The following is a 23,128-nucleotide window of genomic DNA, read 5'->3' as shown; positions in this document are numbered from 1 at the left end:
ATCTTTAGTCGCCGGTCTTCGCTCCCTCGTCTCGTTTGAGGGCATCAGCGGTGCGGATGAAGAGGATGATCCAGGTGAACACGACGGTCCCGGCCACCAGTTCCACGGCAGTGAGCGTGTAGTAGCCGACGGCGAAGAACACCGCCAGAACCACGATCAGGAGGGTGAAGACGTACCCCAGCAGCAGGAAGGTCCGCGAGACTCCGGGCACCCACCAGCGCATCGCGACGACGAGCACGGCGAACGCGACGACCATTCCCGACGCCACCGCGGTGTGAAGCGCGAAGTGCTCATCGACGGGGAACACGCCGACCATGCCGAGGAAGAGCCCGACGATGATGAGGCAGGTCCGCACCGAGGTCACTCCGCGCGGGTGCGGGGTGGGGATGCCCCTCGTCGCGTAGCGGGCGAGCGTGGTCACGAGGATCCCGGCGACGATCAGAGTGAGGTTGAACGCCCGCGCCGAGAGGTCGTCGGTCATGCCGAGCGCGCTGAGGTTCTCCTGCCACCATTGCGGGTCGCTCGCCGTCAGCATGCTCGCCAGGATCCCGAGGACCAGGAACACCGCGAGGACCGTCGCCAGCAGCTGCAGGTCCAGATGGGTCGCGGAGTAGTAGGTCACGTACGCGGTGAGCCCGCTCGCGGCGCCGGCGAGCATCAGGACGGGCACGGGGTAAACGACGGCTCCGATCAGACCCGCTTCGATGATCGTCGCGGCGAGCGTCCACCCGAGCAGGGCGATGATGGCGTGCGCGAAGGCGAAGGCCGCGATGTCGATGATGTCGAGCACCCCGAGCCGCCTGTGCCTCTCGGGATCGGCGGCGATGACGCGACCCAGCACGAAGACGACGACCGCCGTGACCGCGGATGCCAGTGCCGCGAACTGCCCGAGCGAATCGGGGCCGGAGATGGGCGCCGACCGCAGGCGGAACACCACGAGGGCCACGAGCGCTGCGACGACGAAGGCGAAGATCGAGATCTGGAGACCGATGGCCTCCCGCGCTCGTTCACGGGTCGCGCCGTGCGAGCGGGCTGCTGTGAGGAGATCCGGCGATGGGGGCGTCGTCGACATGCCCTCAGTCTCCGGTGCTGCGGAAGCGCGGACGAACATCGTTCATCCTCAACGGGCGATACCGACCAGCCGTGCTCCGCGCTCACCCCCTCCGGGTGAGAGGGATCCTCCGCGGCGAGCGCGCGCGCCGCATCCTGGTCGGATGATGCGCTGGAGCCCCCGATCGAGTGGTCGGCGAACGTGACGCTGGACGCTCTGTTCCCCGATGGGCTCTCGCCGTGGCAGATCGTGCTGGCGGTGCTGTCCATCCTCATCGGTTGGCTGCTCTCCCGCTTCGCCCGGAAAGGCGTGCTCAAGCTGACGACACGGACGCCGGGCATCTCCGACTCGGTCGCGCAGTTGGCGGCACGCTTCACCCAATACGCCCTGCTCCTGGTGGGCATCGGCGTCGGGCTGGCCTTCCTCGGGGCGAACGTGCAGCCGCTCCTGGCCATGACGGCCATCGCCGTGGTCGTCCTGATCCTCGTGCTCCGCGGCGTCGCCGACAATTTCGCGGCCGGGGTGCTCATCCAATCCCGCCAGTCCGTGAAGATCGGGGAGGAGATCGAGATCGACGGCCCCGACGGGCCGATCCGCGGCGTCGTCCAGGAGCTCAACGGACGCGCGGTGCTCCTGGCGACGGTCGACGGCAGGACGGTGCACGTACCGAACGCCACGCTCCTCACCGGGGTTCTGGTGAACGACTCCCGTCACGGCGCGCGTCGCAGCGCGGTGGACATCCGGGTCGCGAGAGAAGAGGGGATCGCCGTGGATGATGTCATCGCGATCATCTCCCGTGCCGCCGGCGAGGTCGAGGGCGTTCATGCCCGCGAGCATCCCGGCGTGTCGTTCGCCTCGGTCTCTCCGACACGATGGATGCTCATCCTTCGGATCTGGCACCACCCGCTGCACGGATCGGCCGTGGTGTCGGCGACGGTCCGCGGTGTGGCCGAGGCGCTGGAATCCGCCGGGGTGAGAGCGGTCGTCACCCCCCGGCAAGGCCCGGCACCGCTGGTCGCACCGGAGCCGTTCTGAGCTCGTCGACTACGCTGTCCGCGTGACCACCTCGCCTGCGCCGGAGCGCGCCCCCGACCGGATGCTCTCCCCCAGTCTGCGGGTGCTGCTCATGCTCGCGGCCAGCGCGGTGGCTCTGGCCGGCGTCTACTTCGCCCGTGACCTCTTCGGGCCCATCGCGCTGGCGATCGTGATCGTGGTCATCTGCGAGCCCCTCCGTCGCCCTCTCGATCGACGCGGTTGGCCGCAGTGGGCGAGCACGACCGCGGTCATCGCAGTCGCGTATCTGATTCTCCTGATCATGGGAGCACTGCTCTGGCTCGCAGGTACGCAGTTCGCCCGTCTGATCGGCGACCTGGTGTCGGAAGGCGGTCTGGCCACGACCGTCGACGACCTCGTGGCGTGGCTGCAGTCCCTCGGCCTGGACGAGGAGGCCTCGGACGCCGCAGCGTCGGTCCTCGACCCCACCACGCTGCTCGGGCTCGCACGGAGCATCGGGGGAACCGTGGTCAGCGTCGCGACGGCCCTGTTCTTCGTGTGCGCCTACATCATCTTCATGGCGGTGGATGCCGCTCGCTACCGCCAGGCGCCCGCAATCTTCGGCGCGACCAAGGGCGCGGTGATCGCGCGGATCTCGCGTCTCAACACCGGCGTCCGCCGTTACTACATCGTCAACGCGAGCTTCGGCGCGATCGTCGCGATCATCGACGGTCTCGCACTGTGGTGGATGGGCGTTCCGGCTCCGGTCGTCTGGGCGATCCTGGCGTTCGTGACGAACTTCATCCCGAACATCGGCTTCGTCCTCGGCCTCGTCCCTCCGGCGATCCTGGCGTTCGTCGTCGGCGGCTGGCCGCTGCTGCTCGGAGTGGTCGCGGTCTACTGCATCGTCAACGTGGTCCTCCAGGTGCTCGTCCAGCCGAAGTTCGTCAGCGATGCCGTCGATCTCAGTCTGACGCTCAGCTTCTTCTCAGTGATCTTCTGGACCTTCATCATCGGTCCCCTCGGGGCGATCCTGTCGATCCCGCTCACCCTGCTGGCACGGACGCTCGTCTTCGAGGGCGATCCCGACGCGACCTGGCTGCGCTGGCTCTCCGGAGACCGCATCGCGGTTCCCGCGGCGCCGGAGCCGGAGCCGGAGCCGGTCGAGACTGCGCGACGACGTCGCCGACGTCACGCGCCTCGTCGCCGCTGACGGCTCCGCACCTGCCTCTTCCCGCCACGCTGCGCCCGCACGACCTCGCTGAGCCCGCACTCTCCCCGTAAATCACCAGGGGTGAGGTTGCCGTCGAGACGTGGTCCCGAGAACGCTCCCGGTGGGATCGTGGACGCGGGAGCGCTCGACGGGGGCGCCGGCGGATGGAGGCGATGTGCAACGTCCACTCGCGGGATTGACCAGGCGCAACTTCGTCACGGAGCTCACAGCCGGGGTCACCCTGCTCGCCATCGCGATCCCGTTGAACATCGGTTACGCCCAGATCGCCGGCCTTCCGCCCACCGCCGGCCTCTACGCCCTGATCGTTCCCACGATCGTGTATGCGCTGATCGTCTCCTCCCGACAGCTGGTCGCGTCACCGGACGCGGCAGCCGCCGCGCTCGTCGCGTCCTCGATCGGCGGCCTCGCCGCCGCCGGCAGCGCCGACTACGCCACTCTCGCGCTGGCCCAGGCGATCATCTGCGGCGTCATGTTCGTGCTCCTCGCGATCTTCAAACTGGGCTTCCTCGCGAACTTCCTCTCCAAACCGATCCTCGTGGGTTTCGTCGGCGGGCTGGCGCTCGACATCATGCTCAGCCAGGTGGCGAAGATGCTCGGCGTCAAGATCGACTCCGGCAAGGACTTCATCGGGAAACTGGTCGACCTCGTCGGAGGGTTCACCACGGTCAACGGCTGGGCCGTCCTGATCTCCGTGTGCGCGGTCGCCGTGCTGCTGCTGGGACGCAGATTTCTCCGCGCCGTCCCTTGGGCACTGATCGTCCTGGTGGCGACCACGCTCGTCGTCGTCGTGACCGGACTCGATCAGCAAGGCGTCGACGTCCTCGGCGAGGTTCCGGCAGGACCGCCCGTGCTCACGTGGCCGATGATCGACTGGTCGCTCTGGCTCATGATGGTTCCCTCCGCGATCGCCTTGACTCTGGTCACGACGGCCGAGGGCCTGCTGGTGTCGCGGTCATACTCTGAGAAACACGGCTACCCGTTCCACGCGAACCGGGATCTCCTCGCATTCGGTGCGTCGAACATCGTCGCCGGCGCGCAGGGCAGCTTCGCCGTCGGCTCGTCGACCTCCCGCACTGCGGCGATGGATCAAGCGGGTTCGCGTACGCAGTTCCCCGCGTTGATCCTCGCCGCGGGCACCCTGCTGCTGCTCCTGTTCGGCACGGCACTCCTGGCCGATATCCCGTCGCCGGCCATCGGCGCGATCGTCGGAGTCGCGATCATCCCGCTGCTCGGCATCCGCGACTTCATCGACCTGTGGCGCAAGGACCGGTTCGAGTTCCTCATCGGCGCGACCTGCTTCCTCGTCACGCTTCTGATCGGCTCGATCCCGGGCATCCTGGTGGCGTTCGTGCTCGCGCTCATCAACATCGCCAAACGCGCGTCGAATCCCGCGATCGACGTGCTCGAATCCAGCGGAGACCCCGGCGAGTCGCTGCTCGAGGACGCTCCGGCCGGAAACGTCACGGCACCGGGAGTGATCGTCATCCGGCTGGCCGCTCCGCTGTTCTTCGCCAACGGTGCCGTGTTCTCGAGCGCCGTGAAAGACGCCATCTCGTCTGCTGGCCACGGCCGTGTCCAACACCTCGTCGTCGATATGGAAGCCGTCACCGATGTGGACGTGACCGGCGCGGAATCGTTCGTCGCCCTCAAGCACTGGCTCGCCGGCCAGTCGGTCTCCCTCGCCTTCAGTCGAGTGCGGCCGAACACACTGCACCGCCTGACCGAGCTCGGACTCCTCGAGGCGGAAGACGTCTACGCCACCAACCGCGAAGCGATCACGAATCTGGCTCCGTCGACGACGGGGTCGACTCCAGAGAAAGGTCACTGATGGGAACCGTCATCGGAGAGATCCTCCCCCTCGCGCTCGGGGTCGCGATCAGCCCGATCCCGATCATCGCGGCGATCCTCATGCTGCTCTCGCCCAAGGCGCGCATCACCAGTGTCGGCTTCCTCCTCGGGTGGGTGATCGGGATCGTCGTCGCCGTCACCGTGTTCACTCTCCTGTCGTCGATCCTGCCGGCGGACGACCCCGATGCCTCACGGCCGGTCCGTGGTGTGGTGCAGCTCGTCCTGGGGCTGCTGCTCTTCCTCCTCGCCTTCGGACAATGGCGCAAGCGCCCCAAGCCCGGCGAGGACGCGGCGCTGCCGAAGTGGATGAAGGCCATCGACACGGTCACCTTCCCCGTGGCGTTCGGCCTCGGATTCCTCCTGTCCGCCGTGAACCCCAAGAACCTGATCATGGCCGCCGGCGCGGGCACCGACATCGGGGGCGCGGCCCTTCCGGTCGGGTCCGCCGTCGTGGTCGTCGTCATCTACACGCTCATCGCCTCATCGACGGTGCTGATCCCGGTCGTCGGCTACCTCGTCGCAGCCGAGCGTCTCCGTGCGCCCTTGGACGCCCTGCGCGGGTGGCTGGCGGCGGAGAACGCCGTCATCATGGCCGTCCTGCTCCTGGTGATCGGCGTGTCGATGATCGGCAAGGGAATCGGCAGTTTCTAGAACCGGGATCGGCCGGGGCACCCGGCCCGCAGAAGGGACACGCACGTGGGAGAACTGATACTCGCGCTCGTCCCGGTCGCTCTCGGTGTGGTCCTGAGCCCCCTCGCGATCATGGCGCTCGTCGCCGTTCTCCTCTCGCGCGATGCGCGGATGAACGGCATCACGTACCTGATCGGGTGGTTCCTCGGTCTGGGCGGGCTCATGACCCTGTGCCTCTGGCTGTTCCCCCTGCTCGCGGTGCACGAGCTCGGTGAGCCTCCGCTGTGGGTCCCGATCGTGCGCGTCCTCCTCGGCTTGTTCCTGATCGGGTCCGCCGTCTGGGTGTACCGAAAGGGTCGCGCACACATCGCACAGATGGCCGCGGCGTCATCACCGCGCGAAGTCGTCGCCGCATCACCCCAGCTCCCGGGCTGGCTGCATTCCGTGGAGTCCTTTCGGCCCGGGCGGACTCTGCTTCTCGGACTCGGGCTCTTCGTGCTCAATCCGGTCGATGCCTCGTGCGCTATCCTCGCCGCGCTCGACATCTCGTTGTCGGACGTCGACCGGAGCACCGGTCTGTGGGTCGCTGTCGTCTTCGTCATCATCGGGACGCTCCCCATCGCGCTGCCCGTGCTGTACGTGGTGGTCCGCGGTGCCGACGCCCAGCCGCTCCTCGATCGCGTGCGGACGTGGATAGCCGGGAACACGCACGTCCTGAACGCCGCGCTGCTCCTGGTCATCGGTGCCCTTCAGCTCGAGAAGGGGATCTCCGCCTTGCTCTGACCGACGCACCGGTTCGACGCGATCGCGGCCTCACGCGCTCAGTCGATACCTTGCACGCTCAGTCGATACCGAGAGCGAGCGCGGCCGCCGTCACTCCCTCGCGGTCGGAGACGCCGAGCTTCCGATAGATGTTCCGGACGTGGGTCTTCACGGTGTTCGGCGAGATGAACTCCTGCTGGGCGATCTCTCGCAGCGTCGCATTGCGGCTCAACGCGGAGAGCACGATGCGCTCGCGTCGCGTGAGTTCTTCGTCGATCAGCATGCCCGCAGCGGCGAGGCGCTCGCGGACGCAGTCGGCGAAACGTCCACGGGAACCCGGGGTGGCGCGTGCGGCGAGCAGACGCGCCACCACCGGCCCCGCGTCGGCGAAACGCCGGACCAGCTCCTCCGGCTCCGCCAGCGCGAGCGCGAAGGCGAGAGACACCTGCGCCTGGTCCGGGTGCCCGGACTGCACGTCGAGGCATGCCGCGACCAGCCACGCGTCGACCATCGATGCCGGCAGAAGACACTGCGAGCTTCCCTCCAGGACGGGAGCGAGCGCCTGACGGGCACGCGCGAAGTCCTGGTCGTGCAGTGCCGCGATCGCCCTGAGCAGGAAGACGTCGCCGGTCGAGCCGATCGCCCGCTCGATCTCGACGATGAAGCGGTCACGGAGCGAGCGCTCCCCGAGTCGATCGAACGCCCGCACGGCGGATGCGCTCATCATCGCGTACCAGTGCACCGGAAGCGGCATGTCGGCGCGCGGCGCCAGGTTGTCGAGCAGAGCGGTGGCCGCGGCATGCGCGTCGATCGCGGAGTCGACTCCCAGAAGCGTGATCATTCCGCGGAGACCCCGTGCGATCGAGGGTTCGGCGCCCGATTCGATGATGCCGGCGGCGACCTTCAGCGTCTCGTCGACGTCGCCGACGAGCATCCGCTCGAAGGGAACCCAATAGCGCCACACTCTGGTGACCTCGTAGAACGAGTCGTCCGGTGTGCCGAGCTCGGCCCAGCGCTGATCGAGGCGCGCACCCGAGCGGAGCACCTCGCCCATGCGACCGCGGAAGAACTCAGCGGTGTTCAGGATGGCTGCCGCCTGCAACTCCGCCGCTGCAGCGCCGGAGGCGATTGCGCGGTCACACGCCAACCGCGCGAATCGACCTGCCCGGTCGAGGTCTCCGACATAGAGCTCCGCCATGGCGGCCTGCACGAACACATAGGTGTCCAGTTGCGACTCCCCGGTCACCTCATCGAGCGCGAGCTCCAGCCGGTCGAGAGTTTCGGTGAGGCTTCCGCGCCGGACGGCGATATGCAGTTCCAGCCCCTTCCGCCACTGACGAACGGCCGCAGACCCCTCATCCCCCGGCCATGGCGGCGAGGAGTCCAGCAGGGCAGCTGCCGTGGAAGCGTCTCCTCGCGCGAGTCGCGCCGATGCGATCAACAGCTGCACGGAAGGTTCGGCCAGCACGGAATGCGGAAGCCCCGCTGTCGCGGAGATCACCTCGCAGGCATGCCCCATGAGAACGAGCTGCATCCCGCACTGTCGCAGGATCAGGGACATCGACTGCGCGTCGTGACTGCGCGTCGCGTGAGTGAGCGCGAGCCTGTGCTCCTGCTCTGCGGCGAACCACTCCGCCGTCACCTTCTCGAGGGCCTCGACCGCCGCATCTCCGCGCTCCTTCAACCGGGCGTAGAGGAACTCCCGCAGCAGGGGGTGATAGTGATACCACCCCGGCTCGTCGCGGTTGCGACTGATGAGAACGTTGAGGCGGATGAGTTGCTCGATCAGACCCGCGGCCGGCGCTCCACCGATGAGCCGCGAGGCCAGTCGGGGAGTGAACGAATCGGGTACCGAGGTGAGCACGAGGAAGTCGCTGAGCTCGTGGTCGAGGTCGGCGAAGACCTCCTCGGCGAAGTAGTCGGTCACCGTGGGAGAATCGCCGCGCAGCGGGAGCACGGTCGCGAACGAATCGTGGAGCGCGGCGAGTTCGAGGAGACGCAGCCCGGTCGCCCATCCTTCGGTCCTGCGCAGCACGGACGTGATCTCCCCCTGTGAGAGGCTCACGTCCCGCGCACGGAAGAACAACCGCACCTCCGCCGGCGTGAAGGCGAGATCTTTCGCATCGAGTTCGAGGGCGATCCCGGCGATGCGTCGGCGGGCGAGCGGAATCCTGCGGGTTCCCCGTCCGGAGAGGACGACGTGCCCGTTGCCGGGAACGGCGTTCACGAAAGAAGTCAGCATCTCGGCGAGCCGATCGTCCTCGACGAGGTGGACGTCGTCGATGATGACGACGATGCGCCGCCCCGCGCCGCGGAGGGAGCGCGCCAGCGCGCGTGCGGTCTCCACCGACCAGCTGCCGGCGACCCGCGCCAGGCTCTCGCGGAGCCGTTCGTCATCGACGTCTGCCAGTGCGCTCCGCAACGGTTCGAGATCCATGTCGCCACGCTGCAGAGCCCACCACACCACCGCGGTGTCACCATGGGCGTCCAATGCGTGAGCCCAGTGGACGAGCAGCCGCGTCTTGCCGGAACCGGCGGGCGCGGAGAGCACGGTCAACGTCCAGGGCTCATCCATCGCGGCGGTGAGTCGCGCCAGCAGTCGCGGCCGCGCGATATCCCCCGCGGTAGCCGAAACGACGAAAGCCCGCGACGATTGCGGATCCTGTCCATCTGATGCCATCGGAACCCCCCGTAACATGTTAGACGATACTCGACCCTCTCCCACTCGAAGTATCCCACCCCAGAGAACACGGGCTCAAGGAACTTTCGTCTAGCGTGGAATCACGCGGAGGAACGACGCCGAACCCTCGCGAGCAGCGAGACGATCGAGGGCACCACGGCTCCGAAGAAGAGAGCGAGTCCGACCCCGAGCAGCGTTTCCACGGCGCGCTCGACGAACCGCTCCGCCGGGGGCTCCGGGGACGTCGACATGATGAGCGTGAGAGCGAGGAACGTGGTGAATCCGGGCACGACGTACCAACGGCTCTCCTGAATCGCGCACGTCGACCCGATGACGAGTCCCACCACGATCCCCATGACGACGTCAGCGGGGTCGAGCACCGCCACGACCGCCGCCGCCAGAGCGCCGATCAGAACGGAGCCCGCACGCCCGATGCTGCGCGCGATGAGCTGCCCCCGCACGGGTCTCATCACCAGGAGCACCGCACCGGTCGCCCAACCGACGTGCTCGAGGTCCCACAGGAAGCCGAGCGCCGCCGCCGTCGCCGCACCCGCGCCGAGAAGGATTCCGTAGACCAGCATGGCGCGACCGCGCGGCACCGGCGGCGGCGGATGGGGCTCTTCGTCGCGTTCCGGCCAGAGCAGCATGAGGATCCACGCATAGATCGAACCGGCCACGATGCACGCCGCGAAACCGAGGGTGACCGGCGACCAGGTGAAGCTCAGCCCGATACCGGTCATCGGCAGCGCCAGGACCAGCAGGAGCTGACCCCCGCGTCCGCGCGTCGCGTTGACGCTCGCCAGGACCGCGAGCACGAACACCCCGACGACGGCGATGACGGGCGAAGCCGCCAGCACGGACCCGAGCAGCAGCGCCATGGCGCTGAGCGCCCCGACGACCGGGATGATCGCTCGACTGCGCCGTCGCGGCGGCATGCCGAAAGCCGCCGCGGGCACGACCCCGATCCCGAAGGCGACCGCCAGCGACAGATCGAACGGGGCGACCACGATGGCGGGCACGGCGAAGAGCATGCCGAGGCCGAACCGAGACCACCGCCAACTCAGCCCTGCGCGGTCGTCCATCCTGTCCACCTCGGCCCCGCAACCGCCCGCTCGTCGCTCGACACGACCGCCCCCTCTCGTGGGGCTGCCCGCCGCTCCCACTTGTGGAGCCAGCCTAGGGAGGAGGTCGTCGGTGCGTCAGGGCGCGTCGTCCACTTCACCCTGGTGAAGGCTGGGCATCCCCGCATCGATCGCCGATTCGGCTGCGGTGATGCCGTCTCGCAACGTCCCGTGGACGCGCCCCGCCGATTCGAGGCCTGCGAACCACGGTGTGCGCTCCGCCACGACCTTGGCTGATGCCGGCACCGCAGCCAGGTGCAGCACGACCCCGAGCTGCGAGAGCTCGCGGTCGAGGTCTTCGAGCGCGTCGAGCACGGTGATCGTCATCACTTCCTGCTGCGTCAGCCCGAGCACGAGCGCGCGGACCGGAGCCCCCTGGGCCGCCACGGTCTCGAGGAGCATCCGCTCGTTCGCCAGGGCGTTCGCAGTGTAGAGACCGCGGTCCAGGCGGATGCCCAGCACCCCTCCGTCACCACCCACGATCGTCGCCTTCGGGATGTTGACCTCGCGCAGCACCAGGATCAGCGTCACGACGACGCCGACGGCCACGGCGGGGAGCAGCCCCGCGGTGAGACCGAGCACGGCGACGGACGACGCGATCCAGAAGTCGACGCGACTGATGCGTGCCCAGCGCACGAGTTCCGGGATGTTGATGAGCCCCGCCACGGCGACAAACACCATCGCGGCCAACGTCGCCTCCGGCAGCAGACTGAGCACCGGGCCGAGGAAGAGGGCGACGAGGACGGCGAGGACCACCGTGACGAGGGTCGCCACCTGCGAGCGCGCCCCCGCGCTCTGATTGACCGCGCTCTGCGAGAACCCTCCGGCCGCCGGCATCGTTCCGAAGAATGCCCCGACCGTGTTCGCCGCGCCTGTCGCGAACAGCTCCTGGTCGCTGTCGATCTGAGGCTCGGTGGCGACGCGGAGGCTTCGGGCGACGGCTGCGGACTCGAGGAAGGCCATCACGGCGATCGCGAGCGCGCCCGGAAACAGCACCACCGTCTGTCCGAAGTCCGGGATTCCTGGAACGGGCAGGCCGCTGGGCACCGGAGCGATCAGGTCGACGCCGAGCCGATCGATTCCGGCCAGCCCGACCAGGAGGATCCCTCCGACCACGACGACCAGCGTGCCCGGAACCTTCGGAGCGAAGCGCTTGAGCACGAGGATCACCGCGATGGAGCCCGCGGAGAGGGCGATCGTGGGCCCGTTCGCACTTCCGAAGGCCTGCGCCACCGCGCCGAGCGATGCGAGGAATCCATGACCGGAGAAGTCGTCGCTCTCTCCCAGCAGCTTCGGCAGCTGTCCGACCGCGACCGTCGCACCGACACCGATCTTCAGGCCGAGGACCGTGGCGCCACTGATGTTCTCCACGAGCGAGCCGAGCCGGCAGAGCCGGGCGATCAGCAGGATCGCGCCGACCAGCAGGGTCAGCATCATCAACGAACCCATCGCGTCCTCAGCCCCGGCCGCCACGCCCGCCGTGACCAGGGTCGTCGCCGTCAGCGTGGCGATGGTCGACGTCGTCGAGACGCTCATCGCCCTGCTCCCCCCGAGGAACGCGTACACGAGCATCGGCAGGATGCAGGTGTAGAGGCCCACCTGCACGGGCAGGTTCGCGATCGTCGCATAGGCCATCGCCTGCGGAATCACGACGGCACCGGCCGAGAGCCCCGCGATCACGTCGCGAAGGATCCAGGAGCGTCGGTAGCCCACGACGGTGCTGAACAGCCACGGGGGTCGTCTCGTCACGGTCATCGGCCTCTCCGTCGTCGGGTCGTCAGAAGCGTACTGCGGCGGATGCCGCGAGGAACACGGGGAAGAGAGTCCCACGCGCGGCTCACCCTGGTGAACTCCCGCCGCGGACAGTGCCGCCGGCCCTGCGCACCGGTAACGTCCGACGAGCCGCCGACTTCGCGCGGAACGTCTTTTGAAGGAGTAGTCATGAGTTTTTGGGGATCGTTCTGGGACATCATCTGGTGGTTCCTGCTGGCGTTCGTCTTCATCTCCTACCTGTTCGCCCTGTTCGCCATCGTCGCCGACCTGTTCCGTGACCGGAAGCTCAACGGCTGGTGGAAGGCGGTGTGGATCATCTTCCTGATCTTCGTTCCGTTCCTCACGGTGCTCGTGTACCTGATCGCACGGGGATCGGGCATGGCAGAGCGGAGCAATGCGGAGGCAGCGAGCGCCCGCAGCGCGGCAGATGCCTATATCCAGCAGGTCGCCGGCACGAGCCCGAGTGAGGAGATCGCGAAGGCGAAGGCATTGCTGGACTCCGGGACCATCACGGCCGAGGAGTACAACACGATCAAGGCCAAGGTCCTCCGTTAGGACCGACACGGGGCGTGTCCGCGCACTGCGGGCACGCCCTGTTCTCCGTCATTCAAGTTGTGCACAATCGAATCGCATGCAATGATTTATCCATGCCGGTGACCGATGAGATGGTGTGCTTCTCCCTCTACTCCGCGGCTCGCGCCACCACGCAGGCATATCGGGCACTGCTCGCGCCGTGGGGACTGACGTACCCGCAATACCTGGTGCTCGCCGCGCTCTGGCTCGACGGTGAACAGACGATCGGCTCGCTCGGCGAGGTGATGCGCCTGGATTCCGGCACGCTCTCCCCGCTCGTCCGGCGACTCGAGCAGGCAGGACTCGTGGCGCGATCGCGCAGTCGCGAGGATGAGCGCGTCGTGACCGTGACGCTCACTGAAAAGGGGCGCGACCTTCGCTCCGAGGTCGCGCCGATCCATTCCAGGATCACCGCGATCGCGGGACTCCACGACGACGCACACCGCAGAGCACTCATCGCCGAGTTGCACGACATCACCGATCGCCTCCAGCAGGCGACCATCGACCTCGGCAGCGCCCGCCCGGGCGACGCCCGCTGACCTCACCCCCGACAGAACGGAGCCGCCATGCGCGCACTCATCCACCCCACCTTCGGAGCTCCGGAGGAAGTCCTCCGCGTCGAGGACCGGCCCGTTCCGGAGCCCGGCGAGGGACAGGTCCGCCTGCGAGTGGTCCTCTCCCCCATCCACAATCACGATCTCTGGACGGTACGCGGCACTTACGGCTTCACTCCCGAACTCCCTGCGGCGTCGGGCACAGAGGCGTTGGGCGTGGTGGATGCGCTCGGCGCCGGTGTCGAGAACCTCGCCGTCGGCCAGCGCGTCGCCACTGGAGGGACCTTCGGCGCATGGGCCGAGTACATCGTGACGAACGCCGCGGGGCTCATCCCCATCCCGGACGGGCTTCCCGACGAGACGGCCGCCCAGCTCGTGTCGATGCCGTTCAGCGCGATCACCCTGCTCGATTTCCTCGCGGTGAAGGAGGGCGACTGGATCGTCCAGAACGCTGCGAACGGCGCCGTGGGGCGCATGCTCGCGCAGCTCGCCTCCGCACGTGGTGTGAACATCGTCGGCCTCGTGCGTCGAACGGCGGGCATCACGGAACTCCATGAGCAGGGCATCGACCGGATCGTCGCCACCGATCAGGCCGATTGGAAGGCACAGGTGGAAGCCCTCACCGGCGGTGCCCCCGTCGTCGCCGGTGTCGACTCGGTCGGCGGCGCTTCTGCGGGCCAGGTGCTCTCGTTGCTCGCCGAGGGAGCAACCCTGGTCGCCTTCGGCGCGATGGACTCGCCCATCATGGAGATCGCATCCTCCGATGTGATCTTCAAGCAGGCCACGGTGAAGGGTTTCTGGGGCAGCAAGGTGATCCCCCGCCTGGACGCGGACACGCGAACCGCTCTGTTCGGCGAGCTCTTCCAGCGTCTCGCCGACGGCAGCCTCACCCTTCCCGTCGCCGGCATCTTCGACGCTGCCGACATCAGCGCGGCCGTGCAGGCGAGCGATACCGCAGGGCGCGTCGGCAAGGTGCTCCTCCGCTTCTGAGCGCGTGCGCCTCCGAGGAGCTTTCCGATGTCGGTACCCCAAGGCAGAGTGTGCGCATGAACATCACACTCACTCAGCCTGAAGGGCTCGTCGCGAGTCCGGCATTCAGCCACGTGGCGGTCGTTCCGCCTGGAGCGACGACGATCTACATCGGCGGCCAGAACGGCGTCGACACCACGGGGGCCGTCGTCTCCTCCGATGCCGGCGAGCAGTCGCTGCGCGCGGTGGAGAACGCCAGGATCGCTCTCGAGTCGGTCGGTGCCGGACTCGACGACGTGATCAGCTGGACCGTGCTGATCCATCAGGACGCGGATCTGCGCGCAGCCTATGGAGCGGTCGCCTCGAGGCTCGCCAGGGAAGGCGCCCCGCCCCTCGTCACGGCTGCGCTGGTGGCAGGGCTCGGGGTGCCCGGTGCGCTGATCGAGGTGAGCGCCGTCGCCGCCCTCGTCCGGGACTGATCGAACCCCGCGCTTGTGGGGGCGTGCGGGACGGAGGTCAGATCCTGCCACGCACCGGAGTGCGCTCCGCATCGTCGGCGCCGTCCGGCATGGTCATCTCCGCGCGCACGCCCAGCAGGCGAACCTCACGCTCGGGATCGAGCGTCGCGCCGAGTGCTGCCGCGGCCGCGACGAATTCCTCGCGATCCGTGGTCGGCCCCGGAAGCCTGCGACCGATCGTCCTGGTCTCGAACGGGGCGTACCGCACCTTGAGGTGCACACGCACGACGGCTCGCCCTTCGACGGCGCAGTCCTGGAAGGCCTGGGCGGCGAGTTCTCTGATCGCCGTCTCGACCTGATCCGGTGTCGTCAGGTTCTGCTGGTAGGTCATCTCGCGACTGTGGCTGCGAGCGACCCACGGCGTGTCGTCGACGGTACGCGGACCGATTCCGGATCCCAAGCCGTGATACCAGACGCCCATCCGCGGTCCGAACTCCGCAACCAGAGCCTGCTCGTCCGCATCGGCCAGCTCGCGCACGGTCAGGATGCCGTGAGCGGCCAGTCTCCTCTGCACCTTCGGCCCGACACCCCACAGCTCGCGCGTCGGCCTGTCTCCCATGATCTCGAACCAGTTGTCCGCTGTGAGGCGGAATATGCCGCGGGGCTTGCCGAATCCGGTCGCGATCTTCGCCCGCACCTTGTTGTCGCCGATCCCCACCGAGCAGTGCAGCTCGGTCGCATCGAGCACCGCGGCCTGCGCGGACCTCGCCATCGTCTCCGGATCGTCCGTGGTCACGCCGAGAAAGCACTCGTCCCACCCCACGATCTCGAGCACCACATCCGGCAGCGCCCGGAGCGCGGCCATCACCTCACCGGAGGCCAGAGCATAGGCCTCGTGGTCGACGGGGAGGAAGACCGCGTCATCGGGTGCCTTGCGCGCGGCGATCTTCAGAGGCATGCCCGAACCGATGCCGAAGGCGCGCGCCTCATACGAGGCGGTCGACACGACGGCGCGCTCGGTGGGGTCTCCCCGACCACCGACGATCACCGGGAGGCCGGCGAGCTCAGGCCTCCGCAACACCTCGACCGCGGCGATGAACTGATCCATGTCCACGTGCAGCACCCAGTCGGCCATGCAACGAGTGTGGTCGCTGACGGCGCGGATGTCACCCCTCGAGCATCAGCTGATCGCGACGCCGATCGCCGTGGCGGCCACCGCGAGGAGCGGCAGAGCACCCTGCATCGTGGCCGCGCGCACCTTGGTGCGGTCGGACAGCACGAGCACCAGCGCGGCGGCGAGCATCATCGCGGTACCGGCGAAGACGAGTGTGAGCCCCACCGTCTCTGCTCCCACGATCACGAGACCGATGCCGAGCAGGGTCGTCAGCGCGAGGAAGAGGTTGTAGAACCCCTGGTTGAAGGCCAACTGCTTCATGGTGACCGCATCGGCCTCGCTGGCGACGCCGAAGATCTTCCGCGTCTCGGGATCGGTCCACCTGAGCGACTCGAGCGCGAAGATGAAGACGTGGAACGCAGCGGCGGCTGCGGCGAGGACGAGACCGACGATGAGCATGGGCTGATTCTCCCGTTCCGAAGGGTCGGGAGCAAGCTGACCGCGACCGGGGCTACACGAGGAAGATCGGCAGCAGTCCCGGATTGTGTGCGTGCACCAGCACGGCGAACACCACGGCGTCGAACAGCAGATGCACCGTGACGACATAGGCGAGCGAATGCGTGCGGAGGAAGATGTACCCCTGCAGCAGGGCGAACGGGATGGTCAGCAGCGGTCCCCACTCCCGGTAGCCGAGCTCCCAGAGGAACGAGACGAAGACGATCGCTTGGAGCAGGTTCGCGACCAGGTCCGGGAAGTGGCGTCGCAGCAGCGCGAACACCGTGCAGATGAAGAACAGCTCGTCCCAGATACCGACGGCGCCGACGCCGACGAAGAGCCTCGCGATGAGGTCGGGGGTGTCGACCACCGGCCAGTTCTGGTAGACCCCGCTGGTGATGAAGTAGAAGGGCAGGATGAGCCAGCCGAGCACCAGCACGGCCACCAGCCAGCCCCATTGCAGCCGACCCCAGCGTCTACGTGTTCGCCACGGGAAGCTGATCGCGCGGTCGCGGTAGACGAACCGCGAGATGACGTACGGCACGGCGACCGCCCCGCCGAGTGCAAGAGTGAAGCGCAACATCGCGAGGTTGTCGAGCTCCGCAGCCAACGGGATGATGCTCACGATCAGAAGACCGATCGCGATCAGGGAGAGATCCCTCGTGAGAGACGGCGGCCTGTGCACTCCGATCATCCTCGCGGTCTCCAACCGAGACCCCACGCGCACGACCTCGTCCTCGGCGCGGCGGCCGCGCTCGATCAGACCCGCCACAGCGATGCCCGCCGCGAGCAGCGTCCAGCCGATCCAGGGGATCTCCAGCACGAAGAATGCCGGAGCCGCGGCGCACACGAGCAGCGCCGGCACGAAGCCCAGCCGCTGCATCGTGTCACGCCGCACGTCGGTCACGCGCGCGTCCTGCGCCGATACACGAGGTCGCGGATGTCCCGTCCCTTGGCGATGCCCTTGCGCTCGAATGCGGTCATCACCCGGCCGTCGAAGCGGTCAGCCCACTCCCCGTCGAATGCACGCTCGAACAGCGGCTCGGCATCGAGCACCTCGCGCATCTGCAGCGCGTAGTCCTCCCAGTCCGTCGCGAGTCGCAGCAGTCCGCCGTCACGCAATGCTCTCGCCGCGGTGTCGCCGAAACCGGGGCGCACCAGACGCCGTTTGGTGTGCTTCTTCTTGTGCCACGGGTCGGGGAAGAAGATCCACACCTCCCGTGCCGCAGCCTCGGGGAGGAATGAGGAGAGCACCTCCGGCGCGTTCGCCTCGACCACGCGCAGGTTGCGGGCACCCTCGCGATCGGCGTCGAGCATCGTCCGCGCGAGTCCAGCGCGGAACACCTCGACGGCGAGGAAGTCGTCGTCCGGGCGCGACGACGCCGCGGCCACGATCGCATGCCCCTGCCCGGAGCCGATCTCCACGTAGAGGTCGGCCGAGCGTCCGTACTCGGTCGCGGGGTCGAGACGGGCCTCGGGGTGCACGGACGTCCAGGCGACGTCTCGCGGCACGTCGAGCAGGTAGTGCGGGCCGAGCTCGGAGAACGCGCGCTCCTGGGCGTCGGACATCCGACCGCTGCGGCGCACGAACGACACCGGTTCGTCTCGGAAGGTACGGGGTTCGGGCATGAATCCAGGGTAGCCGTCGGCGTCGCGGCGTCCGGCGCCTCGGATACCTCCCGCGAGAGCCGCGCTCAGTGCGTCGGCGCCGTCACGAAGTCGATGAGTTCCTCCACACGGCCCAGCAGGGCGGGTTCCAGATCCCGATAGGTCGTCACCTTCGAGAGGATGTGCTGCCAGGCGCGCGCGGTGTCGGCCTGCGTCTCGTGCGGCCACCCGAAGGCACGGCAGATACCGACCTTCCACTCGATGCCGCGCGGGATCTCCGGCCACTTCGCGATGCCGAGGGCTCGCGGCGTGACGCACTGCCAGACATCGACGAAGGGGTGACCGACGATGCGGAGATGGCGACCGTGCGGGCCACGGGCGACCGCATCCGCGATCCGCGACTCCTTGGAGCCCGGGACGAGATGGTCGACGAGAACTCCGTAGCGTCGCGTCGCGCTGGGTGGTTCGGCTGCCAGCAGATCGTCGAGCAGATCCAGTCCCTGCAGGAACTCGACGACCACGCCTTCGACCCGCAGATCTGCACCCCACACCTTCTCGACGAGCTCGGCATCGTGCTTGCCCTCGACGAGGATGCGGCTGGGCAGCGCGACGCGGGCGCGCTGATCGGCGACCACGAAGGACCCGGACGCCGTCCGACGCGGGCCCTGGGGCTTCGCCGCGGGGACGACCAGACGGACCGGTGCGCCGTCGATCAGGAATCCTCCGCCGAGGGGGAACAGGCGTCGACGTCCGCCCCGGTCCTCCAGCTCGACGTTCCCACCCTGCACGCGGGTCACGGCACCGCAGAAACCGTCGTCGGCGACCTCCACCACGAGATCCGTCTCCGCCGCGACCTGCGGCACCTGCTTCGCGCCGCGGTCGCGCCAGCCGGCGGCCAGCACATCCGAACCGTACATGTCGTCCATGCCTCCCAGCGTATGTGTCTGCGCTGAGGGCGAACGGAGAAGCACCATCGAGTGCTGTCGCGTGTCGGATCCAATGCATAGACTCGTGGCATGGGGCTCGGCTGCCGGTCGGAGGGAACACGATGACGAAACGGTGGCTCGCGCTTGCCGCACTCACGCTCGCCGCGGTCGCCGGAGCGTTCACCGCCTCCGCGGCATCGGCCACCGATCCGCTCACCCTCGATGCCGGGTACGTCACCGATCAGGCGGGTGTGCTGAGCGCCGACGAAGAGGCCACCGTCGAAGCCCGGCTCCAGGAGCTCACCGACAACTCGAACGCCGACCTCTTCGTCGTCCTCGTCGACGACTTCACCAATCCCAGCGACAACGTGCAGTGGGCGGATACGGTCGCACAGGACAACAATCTCGGCACCGAGCAGTATCTTCTCGCGATCGCCGTCGACGGCCGGAGCTACTACATCTCCGCCGCCCCCGACGGCCCCGTGAGCTTCGGACAGCTCGACAGCATCGAGGACAAGATGGTTCCCTTCGCGTCCGACGGCGACTGGGTCGGAGCGATCACCCTCGCCGCCGATGAGATCCAGGGAGACGGGGGCGTCGGCGCGCTCCGGATCGGCCTGATCGTGGTCGCGATCGTCGTGGTCGCGCTGCTGGTGTGGCTCGTCGTCGCTCTCGTGCGCCGCGCGCGCCGCCGCGCCGAGATCCGTGAGCGCGGCGCCATGCCCGAGACCCCCGATCCCGCCGATCCCTTCTCCGCTCTGACCGATCAGCAGGTCGAGACACAGGCCGGACTCGCGCTCGTGCAGGCGGACGATGCGATCACCTCGAGCCGGGAGGAACTCGGCTTCGCCATCGCCCAGTTCGGCGAGGGCGCGACCGAGGAGTTCACGCGCGTCGTCGATGCGGCGAAGGCCAAGATCTCCGAGGCCTTCGACCTGAAGCAGAAGCTCGACGACGAGATCGAGGACACGATCCACGACCGCAGGGCGTGGCATATTCGCATCATCCAGATCGCGGACGAGATCGACGACATCCTGGATGACAACACCGCCGCATTCGACGAGCTCCGCAAACTGGAGCAGAACGCCCCGCAGGAGCTCGAGCGGGTCCGTCGTGAGCGCGCGGCGCTCGACCCGGTCCTCGCCGCGGCCGCTCCAGCCCTCTCCGCACTCACGTCCACCTACGCTCCGGCGGCGCTCGCGATGGTCGCGGACAACCCCGCACAGGCCCGCGAGCGAGCCGACCTCGCGGATCGATCGATCGAGGCGGCGGCGCAGGCGATCGCGGCCGGCAGTTCGGGCGAGGCGGCGTTCGCGATCCGCACCGCAGAGCAGTCGGTGGCGCAGGCGGCACAGCTCGCCCAGGCTGTGACGACGCTGGGCACCGAGCTCTCGACGATCGAGGCGCAGTCCCAGGCGCTCGTCACGGAGCTGCAGGGAGACCTCGCGGCGGCGCAGCAGCTGCCCGATCCTTCGGGAGCGATCGCCGGCGCGGCCTCCGCGACCGCACAGCAGCTCCAGGTGGCACAGACCGACCTCGCCGGCTCCACGCGTAATCCGCAGCGCGTTCTCGAGGCGCTCACCGCCGCCAACGCGCAGATCGATGCCGCGATCGCTCAGGGCAGGGAGGGCGTCGAACGCGCGCGTCGTGTGCAGCAGATGCTCGATCAGACCCTCACTCAGGCGAACTCCGAGATCCGCGCGGCTCGTGACTTCATCGAGACGCGCCGAGGAACCGTGGGCTCCACCGCCCGCACCCGCCTCGCGAACGCGGAGGCGAGCCTGACGCAGGCGCTCAACCTGCGGGCGACCGACCCCGACGCCGCACTGGCGGAGGCCAATCGTGCGCTCGCCCTGGCAGGCCAGGCGACGTCGGCTGCGCAATCCGATGTGCAGGCGTACGCCCCTCCCGGTTACGACCAGGGCGGCTTCGGAGGCCTGTTCGGCGGATCCGGGTCGTCGTCCAGCGGCTCGGGGATCGGCGGGGACATCCTCGGCGGCATCATCGGCGGGCTGCTCGCCGGCGGCGGAAGCGGCGGATCCTCGCGGCGGGGAAGCAGCAGCGGCTGGCGCTCCTCCGGAGGAGGATTCCGCAGCTCCGGATTCGGCGGAGGCGGCGGCTCCCGCAGCAGCGGCCGCAGTGGCCGATCAGGAGGTAGACGCTTCTGATCCGCTACACAGACACATACGACAAGCTCTCGAAGACGCCCTCTGAAAGGAATCACGCATGACCAAGCAGTCCATCTTCGGACGTATCTCGACCCTCGTCCGCGCGAACATCAACTCCCTGCTGGACTCTGCGGAGGACCCGCAGAAGATGATCGACCAGCTCGTTCGCGATTACACGAACAGCATCGCCGACGCCGAGTCGGCGATCGCGGAGACGATCGGCAACCTTCGCCTGCTCGAGCGCGACCACGAGGAAGACGTCCAGGCGTCGACCGAGTGGGGCAACAAAGCCCTCGCCGCCAGCCGCAAGGCCGATGAGATGCGCGCGAGCGGCAACACCGCCGACGCGGACAAGTTCGACAACCTCGCCAAGATCGCCCTGCAGCGCCAGATCAGCGCCGAGCGCGAGGCGACCGGTGCTGAGCCCCAGATCGCGGCGCAGACCGAGATCGTCGACAAGCTCAAGAGCGGCTTGAACGGCATGAAGGACAAGCTGGTCGAGCTCAAGAACAAGCGCAGCGAACTCCTCGCGCGCGCCAAGGTCGCCGAGGCGCAGACCAAGGTGCAGGACGCTGTCGGCTCGATCAACGTGCTCGACCCCACCAGCGAGCTGGGCCGGTTCGAGGACAAGGTCCGCCGCCAGGAGGCCATCGCGCAGGGCAAGATCGAGCTCGCAGCGTCGAGCCTCGATGCCCAGTTCGAGAGCCTGGAAGACCTCGGCGAACTGACCGAGGTCGAGGCACGTCTCGCCGAGCTCAAGGCCGGCGGCAGCGCTCCCCGCCAGGCCATCGAAGGCAACTGACACGACCGGCGGATGCCCCGGGCAGCGCGCCGGGGCATCCGCCCTCTCTTCTTCGGAGGCACCCATGGTGCGATTCCTCGTCATCCCGCAGTGGCAGGGTTCACCCGCACCGCGCGCGATGCTTCTCACCGACGGCGCCGCAGCGATCGCGGGTGATCTGCCGCGGACGGCGACGACCGTGCTCGATGTGCCGGTCGAGGCCGGTGAGTCGTTGGGAACCGGGGTCCGCCGCCTGAGCGCCCTGCTACGCACCCGTGAGATGGTGCACGGGCACATCGACCACGACACCGTGGTGATCGGCGGCGACTGCAGCGTGACCGTCGCCGCTCTCGATGCCCTCCCGGGAGGGACGGAAGGGCTCGCCGTGGTGTGGTGCGACGCGCACGCCGACATGCACACGCCCGAGACCTCACCGTCCGGTGCATTCTCGGGCATGGCGCTGCGGGCGCTGCTCGGTGAGGGTGAGGATCAACTCGTGCTCTCCCCCGCGATCCCCGCGCACCGTGTGGTGACCGTCGGGATGCGCAATCTCGACGATGCCGAGGTCGAGCAGATCGCCCCTTTGAGCAACCTCTCGGTCGACGACCTCGCACGCCCCGAAGCGCTGCTCGACGCGGTCCGCGCGACCGGGGCGACGCGGGTGTGGGTCCACATCGACGTGGATGTGCTCGATCCCTCGGAGTTCGCGGGCGTGTCGTCCTCGGTGCCGTTCGGGCTCTCACCCGCGGCGCTGAGCACCGCCATCCGCGCGCTGCGCAGCGAAGTGCCGCTGGCAGGCGCGACGATCGCCGGGTTCACTCCCCGGTCTCCGGCCGACGCGGTCGACGACCTCGGTGCGCTGCTCCGGCTGGTCGGAGCGGTGGCGTGACCGCCGCCACGGACTGGCGGCCGGCCGCAGAACAGGCTCTCGCTCGCGGAAGACGCCTCGACCGACGGATTCCCTCTTTCCTGCTGCGCTCTCCGATCAGCCGCCTCGGCTACGCCTGGGGCACGGCCATCGGGTGGATCTGGGGCTCGCTGTGGAGCACCGGCCCCGTCGAGCGGCGCGAAGGCTTGTGGATCTTCCAGGGCATGCCCTCATGGACCTTCAATCGCGGCGGGGTGTGCGTCGGCGGCTGCTTCCTGACGGGAGGCACCCGCCCCAGCGAGGCGGTTCTCCGCCACGAGGCCGTGCACAGGAAGCAGTGGCTCCGCTACGGCTTCCTGATGCCGGTGCTGTACCTCTTTGCGGGGAGGAACCCCCTACGCAATCGCTTCGAGATCGAGGCGGGACTCGAAGACGGCAACTACGTGCGCCGCACGCGGTGACGGGCTGACGGCCTTCGCATGGGGGTGGGCCACTGGACGGCACGTCAACATGCCGTGAGCC

The 23,128-nt window shown here is 68.4% G+C and carries 22 protein-coding genes; 13 read left to right on the top strand and 9 right to left on the bottom strand.

Annotation, left to right across the window (positions count from 1 at the left end):
• Positions 1 to 4: 4 nt before the first annotated feature.
• Complete coding sequence (locus DW307_RS01725) at positions 5 to 1,072, bottom strand: DUF998 domain-containing protein (RefSeq protein ID WP_081859735.1); 1,068 nt, start codon at positions 1,070 to 1,072, stop codon at positions 5 to 7.
• Between the two features lie 180 nt (positions 1,073 to 1,252).
• Here DW307_RS01725 and DW307_RS01720 point away from each other — a divergent pair, with 180 nt between their 5' ends.
• The 5 genes from DW307_RS01720 (at position 1,253) to DW307_RS01700 (ending at position 6,539) form a co-directional block, all read left to right on the top strand.
• On the top strand, positions 1,253 to 2,086 hold the full coding sequence (locus DW307_RS01720; RefSeq protein WP_029258452.1) for a mechanosensitive ion channel family protein: 834 nt from the start codon (positions 1,253 to 1,255) through the stop codon (positions 2,084 to 2,086).
• 22 nt (positions 2,087 to 2,108) lie between these two features.
• The gene (locus DW307_RS01715) at positions 2,109 to 3,257 is read left to right on the top strand and encodes an AI-2E family transporter (protein ID WP_231479868.1); all 1,149 of its coding nucleotides are present in this window, start codon (positions 2,109 to 2,111) and stop codon (positions 3,255 to 3,257) included.
• Positions 3,258 to 3,453: 196 nt separating this feature from the next.
• On the top strand, positions 3,454 to 5,106 hold the full coding sequence (locus DW307_RS01710; RefSeq protein WP_240750441.1) for a SulP family inorganic anion transporter: 1,653 nt from the start codon (positions 3,454 to 3,456) through the stop codon (positions 5,104 to 5,106).
• Positions 5,106 to 5,777 (top strand): GAP family protein, encoded by a 672-nt coding sequence (locus DW307_RS01705; RefSeq protein WP_029266392.1) that lies wholly within the window; start codon positions 5,106 to 5,108, stop codon positions 5,775 to 5,777. The genes DW307_RS01710 and DW307_RS01705 overlap by 1 nt, the downstream gene beginning before the upstream one ends.
• 45 nt (positions 5,778 to 5,822) lie before the next feature.
• The gene (locus DW307_RS01700) at positions 5,823 to 6,539 is read left to right on the top strand and encodes a GAP family protein (protein WP_029266390.1); all 717 of its coding nucleotides are present in this window, start codon (positions 5,823 to 5,825) and stop codon (positions 6,537 to 6,539) included.
• A gap of 58 nt (positions 6,540 to 6,597) precedes the next feature.
• Here DW307_RS01700 and DW307_RS01695 read toward each other — a convergent pair whose 3' ends face one another.
• The 3 genes from DW307_RS01695 to DW307_RS01685 form a co-directional block, all read right to left on the bottom strand.
• Entirely contained in the window at positions 6,598 to 9,198 is a 2,601-nt protein-coding gene (locus tag DW307_RS01695; RefSeq protein ID WP_136023752.1) for a LuxR C-terminal-related transcriptional regulator, read from the bottom strand.
• Between the two features lie 101 nt (positions 9,199 to 9,299).
• Entirely contained in the window at positions 9,300 to 10,280 is a 981-nt protein-coding gene (locus DW307_RS01690) for an FUSC family protein (RefSeq protein ID WP_051667958.1), read from the bottom strand.
• Positions 10,281 to 10,397: 117 nt separating this feature from the next.
• Positions 10,398 to 12,074 (bottom strand): SulP family inorganic anion transporter, encoded by a 1,677-nt coding sequence (locus tag DW307_RS01685; RefSeq protein ID WP_029258459.1) that lies wholly within the window; start codon positions 12,072 to 12,074, stop codon positions 10,398 to 10,400.
• Positions 12,075 to 12,260: 186 nt separating this feature from the next.
• On the opposite strand from DW307_RS01685, the gene DW307_RS01680 reads away from it, so the two are divergent.
• The 4 genes from DW307_RS01680 (at position 12,261) to DW307_RS01665 (ending at position 14,667) form a co-directional block, all read left to right on the top strand.
• Positions 12,261 to 12,647, top strand: coding sequence for an SHOCT domain-containing protein (locus DW307_RS01680; protein WP_021198034.1), 387 nt, complete (start codon positions 12,261 to 12,263; stop codon positions 12,645 to 12,647).
• Positions 12,648 to 12,739: 92 nt separating this feature from the next.
• A complete protein-coding gene (locus DW307_RS01675; protein WP_172889147.1) occupies positions 12,740 to 13,204 on the top strand; it encodes a MarR family winged helix-turn-helix transcriptional regulator in 465 nt (154 codons plus the stop codon).
• A gap of 27 nt (positions 13,205 to 13,231) precedes the next feature.
• Entirely contained in the window at positions 13,232 to 14,209 is a 978-nt protein-coding gene (locus DW307_RS01670) for a zinc-binding dehydrogenase (RefSeq protein ID WP_136023751.1), read from the top strand.
• A gap of 56 nt (positions 14,210 to 14,265) precedes the next feature.
• Positions 14,266 to 14,667, top strand: coding sequence for a RidA family protein (locus tag DW307_RS01665; protein ID WP_136023750.1), 402 nt, complete (start codon positions 14,266 to 14,268; stop codon positions 14,665 to 14,667).
• A 37-nt stretch (positions 14,668 to 14,704) separates the two neighbouring features.
• Here the strand turns inward: DW307_RS01665 and DW307_RS01660 are convergent, their stop codons facing one another.
• The 5 genes from DW307_RS01660 to DW307_RS01640 all read right to left on the bottom strand — a co-directional run bounded on the left by DW307_RS01660 (position 14,705) and on the right by DW307_RS01640 (position 18,789).
• Positions 14,705 to 15,781 carry a DNA polymerase IV gene (locus DW307_RS01660; protein WP_029258463.1) on the bottom strand — a complete coding sequence of 359 codons (1,077 nt, stop codon included), beginning with the start codon at positions 15,779 to 15,781 and terminating at the stop codon, positions 14,705 to 14,707.
• Positions 15,782 to 15,826: 45 nt separating this feature from the next.
• Positions 15,827 to 16,219 (bottom strand): DUF1304 domain-containing protein, encoded by a 393-nt coding sequence (locus tag DW307_RS01655; protein WP_029266378.1) that lies wholly within the window; start codon positions 16,217 to 16,219, stop codon positions 15,827 to 15,829.
• A 52-nt stretch (positions 16,220 to 16,271) separates the two neighbouring features.
• Positions 16,272 to 17,138, bottom strand: coding sequence for a CPBP family intramembrane glutamic endopeptidase (locus DW307_RS01650; RefSeq protein ID WP_136023784.1), 867 nt, complete (start codon positions 17,136 to 17,138; stop codon positions 16,272 to 16,274).
• 20 nt (positions 17,139 to 17,158) lie between these two features.
• A complete protein-coding gene (trmB, locus tag DW307_RS01645; protein WP_021198496.1) occupies positions 17,159 to 17,884 on the bottom strand; it encodes a tRNA (guanosine(46)-N7)-methyltransferase TrmB in 726 nt (241 codons plus the stop codon).
• 65 nt (positions 17,885 to 17,949) lie between these two features.
• Positions 17,950 to 18,789, bottom strand: a complete 840-nt coding sequence (locus tag DW307_RS01640; protein WP_136023749.1) for a DUF3097 domain-containing protein — start codon at positions 18,787 to 18,789, stop codon at positions 17,950 to 17,952.
• A gap of 122 nt (positions 18,790 to 18,911) precedes the next feature.
• Between DW307_RS01640 and DW307_RS01635 the strand changes: the two genes are divergently transcribed.
• From DW307_RS01635 to DW307_RS01620, 4 genes are all read left to right on the top strand, one after another.
• Positions 18,912 to 20,957 carry a TPM domain-containing protein gene (locus tag DW307_RS01635; RefSeq protein ID WP_136023748.1) on the top strand — a complete coding sequence of 682 codons (2,046 nt, stop codon included), beginning with the start codon at positions 18,912 to 18,914 and terminating at the stop codon, positions 20,955 to 20,957.
• 58 nt (positions 20,958 to 21,015) lie between these two features.
• Complete coding sequence (locus DW307_RS01630; protein ID WP_017831053.1) at positions 21,016 to 21,759, top strand: PspA/IM30 family protein; 744 nt, start codon at positions 21,016 to 21,018, stop codon at positions 21,757 to 21,759.
• 64 nt (positions 21,760 to 21,823) lie between these two features.
• A complete protein-coding gene (locus DW307_RS01625; RefSeq protein ID WP_136023747.1) occupies positions 21,824 to 22,627 on the top strand; it encodes an arginase family protein in 804 nt (267 codons plus the stop codon).
• Positions 22,624 to 23,067: a Fe-S oxidoreductase gene (locus DW307_RS01620; RefSeq protein ID WP_136023746.1), complete on the top strand. Its 444-nt coding sequence runs from the start codon at positions 22,624 to 22,626 to the stop codon at positions 23,065 to 23,067. The genes DW307_RS01625 and DW307_RS01620 overlap by 4 nt, the downstream gene beginning before the upstream one ends.
• The last annotated feature ends 61 nt before the right edge of the window (positions 23,068 to 23,128 follow it).

This window comes from Microbacterium sp. K27 (assembly GCF_004794435.1).
In the GTDB taxonomy this organism is placed as follows: Bacteria; Actinomycetota; Actinomycetes; order Actinomycetales; family Microbacteriaceae; genus Microbacterium; species Microbacterium maritypicum_A.
Note: the sequence above shows the minus strand (reverse complement) of the source record. Positions and strands in the feature narration are given on the sequence as shown.

What these genes read in the sequence shown, in the direction of transcription:
- DW307_RS01725 (WP_081859735.1), bottom strand. Translation starts at nt 1,072, where the DNA reads ATGTCGACGACGCCCCCATCGCCGGATCTCCTCACAGCAGCCCGCTCG.
- DW307_RS01705 (WP_029266392.1), top strand. Translation starts at nt 5,106, where the DNA reads ATGGGAACCGTCATCGGAGAGATCCTCCCCCTCGCGCTCGGGGTCGCG.
- DW307_RS01695 (WP_136023752.1), bottom strand. Translation starts at nt 9,198, where the DNA reads ATGGCATCAGATGGACAGGATCCGCAATCGTCGCGGGCTTTCGTCGTT.
- DW307_RS01690 (WP_051667958.1), bottom strand. Translation starts at nt 10,280, where the DNA reads ATGGACGACCGCGCAGGGCTGAGTTGGCGGTGGTCTCGGTTCGGCCTC.
- DW307_RS01685 (WP_029258459.1), bottom strand. Translation starts at nt 12,074, where the DNA reads ATGACCGTGACGAGACGACCCCCGTGGCTGTTCAGCACCGTCGTGGGC.
- DW307_RS01680 (WP_021198034.1), top strand. Translation starts at nt 12,261, where the DNA reads ATGAGTTTTTGGGGATCGTTCTGGGACATCATCTGGTGGTTCCTGCTG.
- DW307_RS01675 (WP_172889147.1), top strand. Translation starts at nt 12,740, where the DNA reads ATGCCGGTGACCGATGAGATGGTGTGCTTCTCCCTCTACTCCGCGGCT.
- DW307_RS01670 (WP_136023751.1), top strand. Translation starts at nt 13,232, where the DNA reads ATGCGCGCACTCATCCACCCCACCTTCGGAGCTCCGGAGGAAGTCCTC.
- DW307_RS01665 (WP_136023750.1), top strand. Translation starts at nt 14,266, where the DNA reads ATGAACATCACACTCACTCAGCCTGAAGGGCTCGTCGCGAGTCCGGCA.
- DW307_RS01660 (WP_029258463.1), bottom strand. Translation starts at nt 15,781, where the DNA reads ATGGCCGACTGGGTGCTGCACGTGGACATGGATCAGTTCATCGCCGCG.
- DW307_RS01655 (WP_029266378.1), bottom strand. Translation starts at nt 16,219, where the DNA reads ATGCTCATCGTCGGTCTCGTCCTCGCCGCAGCCGCCGCTGCGTTCCAC.
- DW307_RS01650 (WP_136023784.1), bottom strand. Translation starts at nt 17,138, where the DNA reads ATGCAGCGGCTGGGCTTCGTGCCGGCGCTGCTCGTGTGCGCCGCGGCT.
- trmB (WP_021198496.1), bottom strand. Translation starts at nt 17,884, where the DNA reads ATGCCCGAACCCCGTACCTTCCGAGACGAACCGGTGTCGTTCGTGCGC.
- DW307_RS01640 (WP_136023749.1), bottom strand. Translation starts at nt 18,789, where the DNA reads ATGGACGACATGTACGGTTCGGATGTGCTGGCCGCCGGCTGGCGCGAC.
- DW307_RS01635 (WP_136023748.1), top strand. Translation starts at nt 18,912, where the DNA reads ATGACGAAACGGTGGCTCGCGCTTGCCGCACTCACGCTCGCCGCGGTC.
- DW307_RS01630 (WP_017831053.1), top strand. Translation starts at nt 21,016, where the DNA reads ATGACCAAGCAGTCCATCTTCGGACGTATCTCGACCCTCGTCCGCGCG.
- DW307_RS01625 (WP_136023747.1), top strand. Translation starts at nt 21,824, where the DNA reads ATGGTGCGATTCCTCGTCATCCCGCAGTGGCAGGGTTCACCCGCACCG.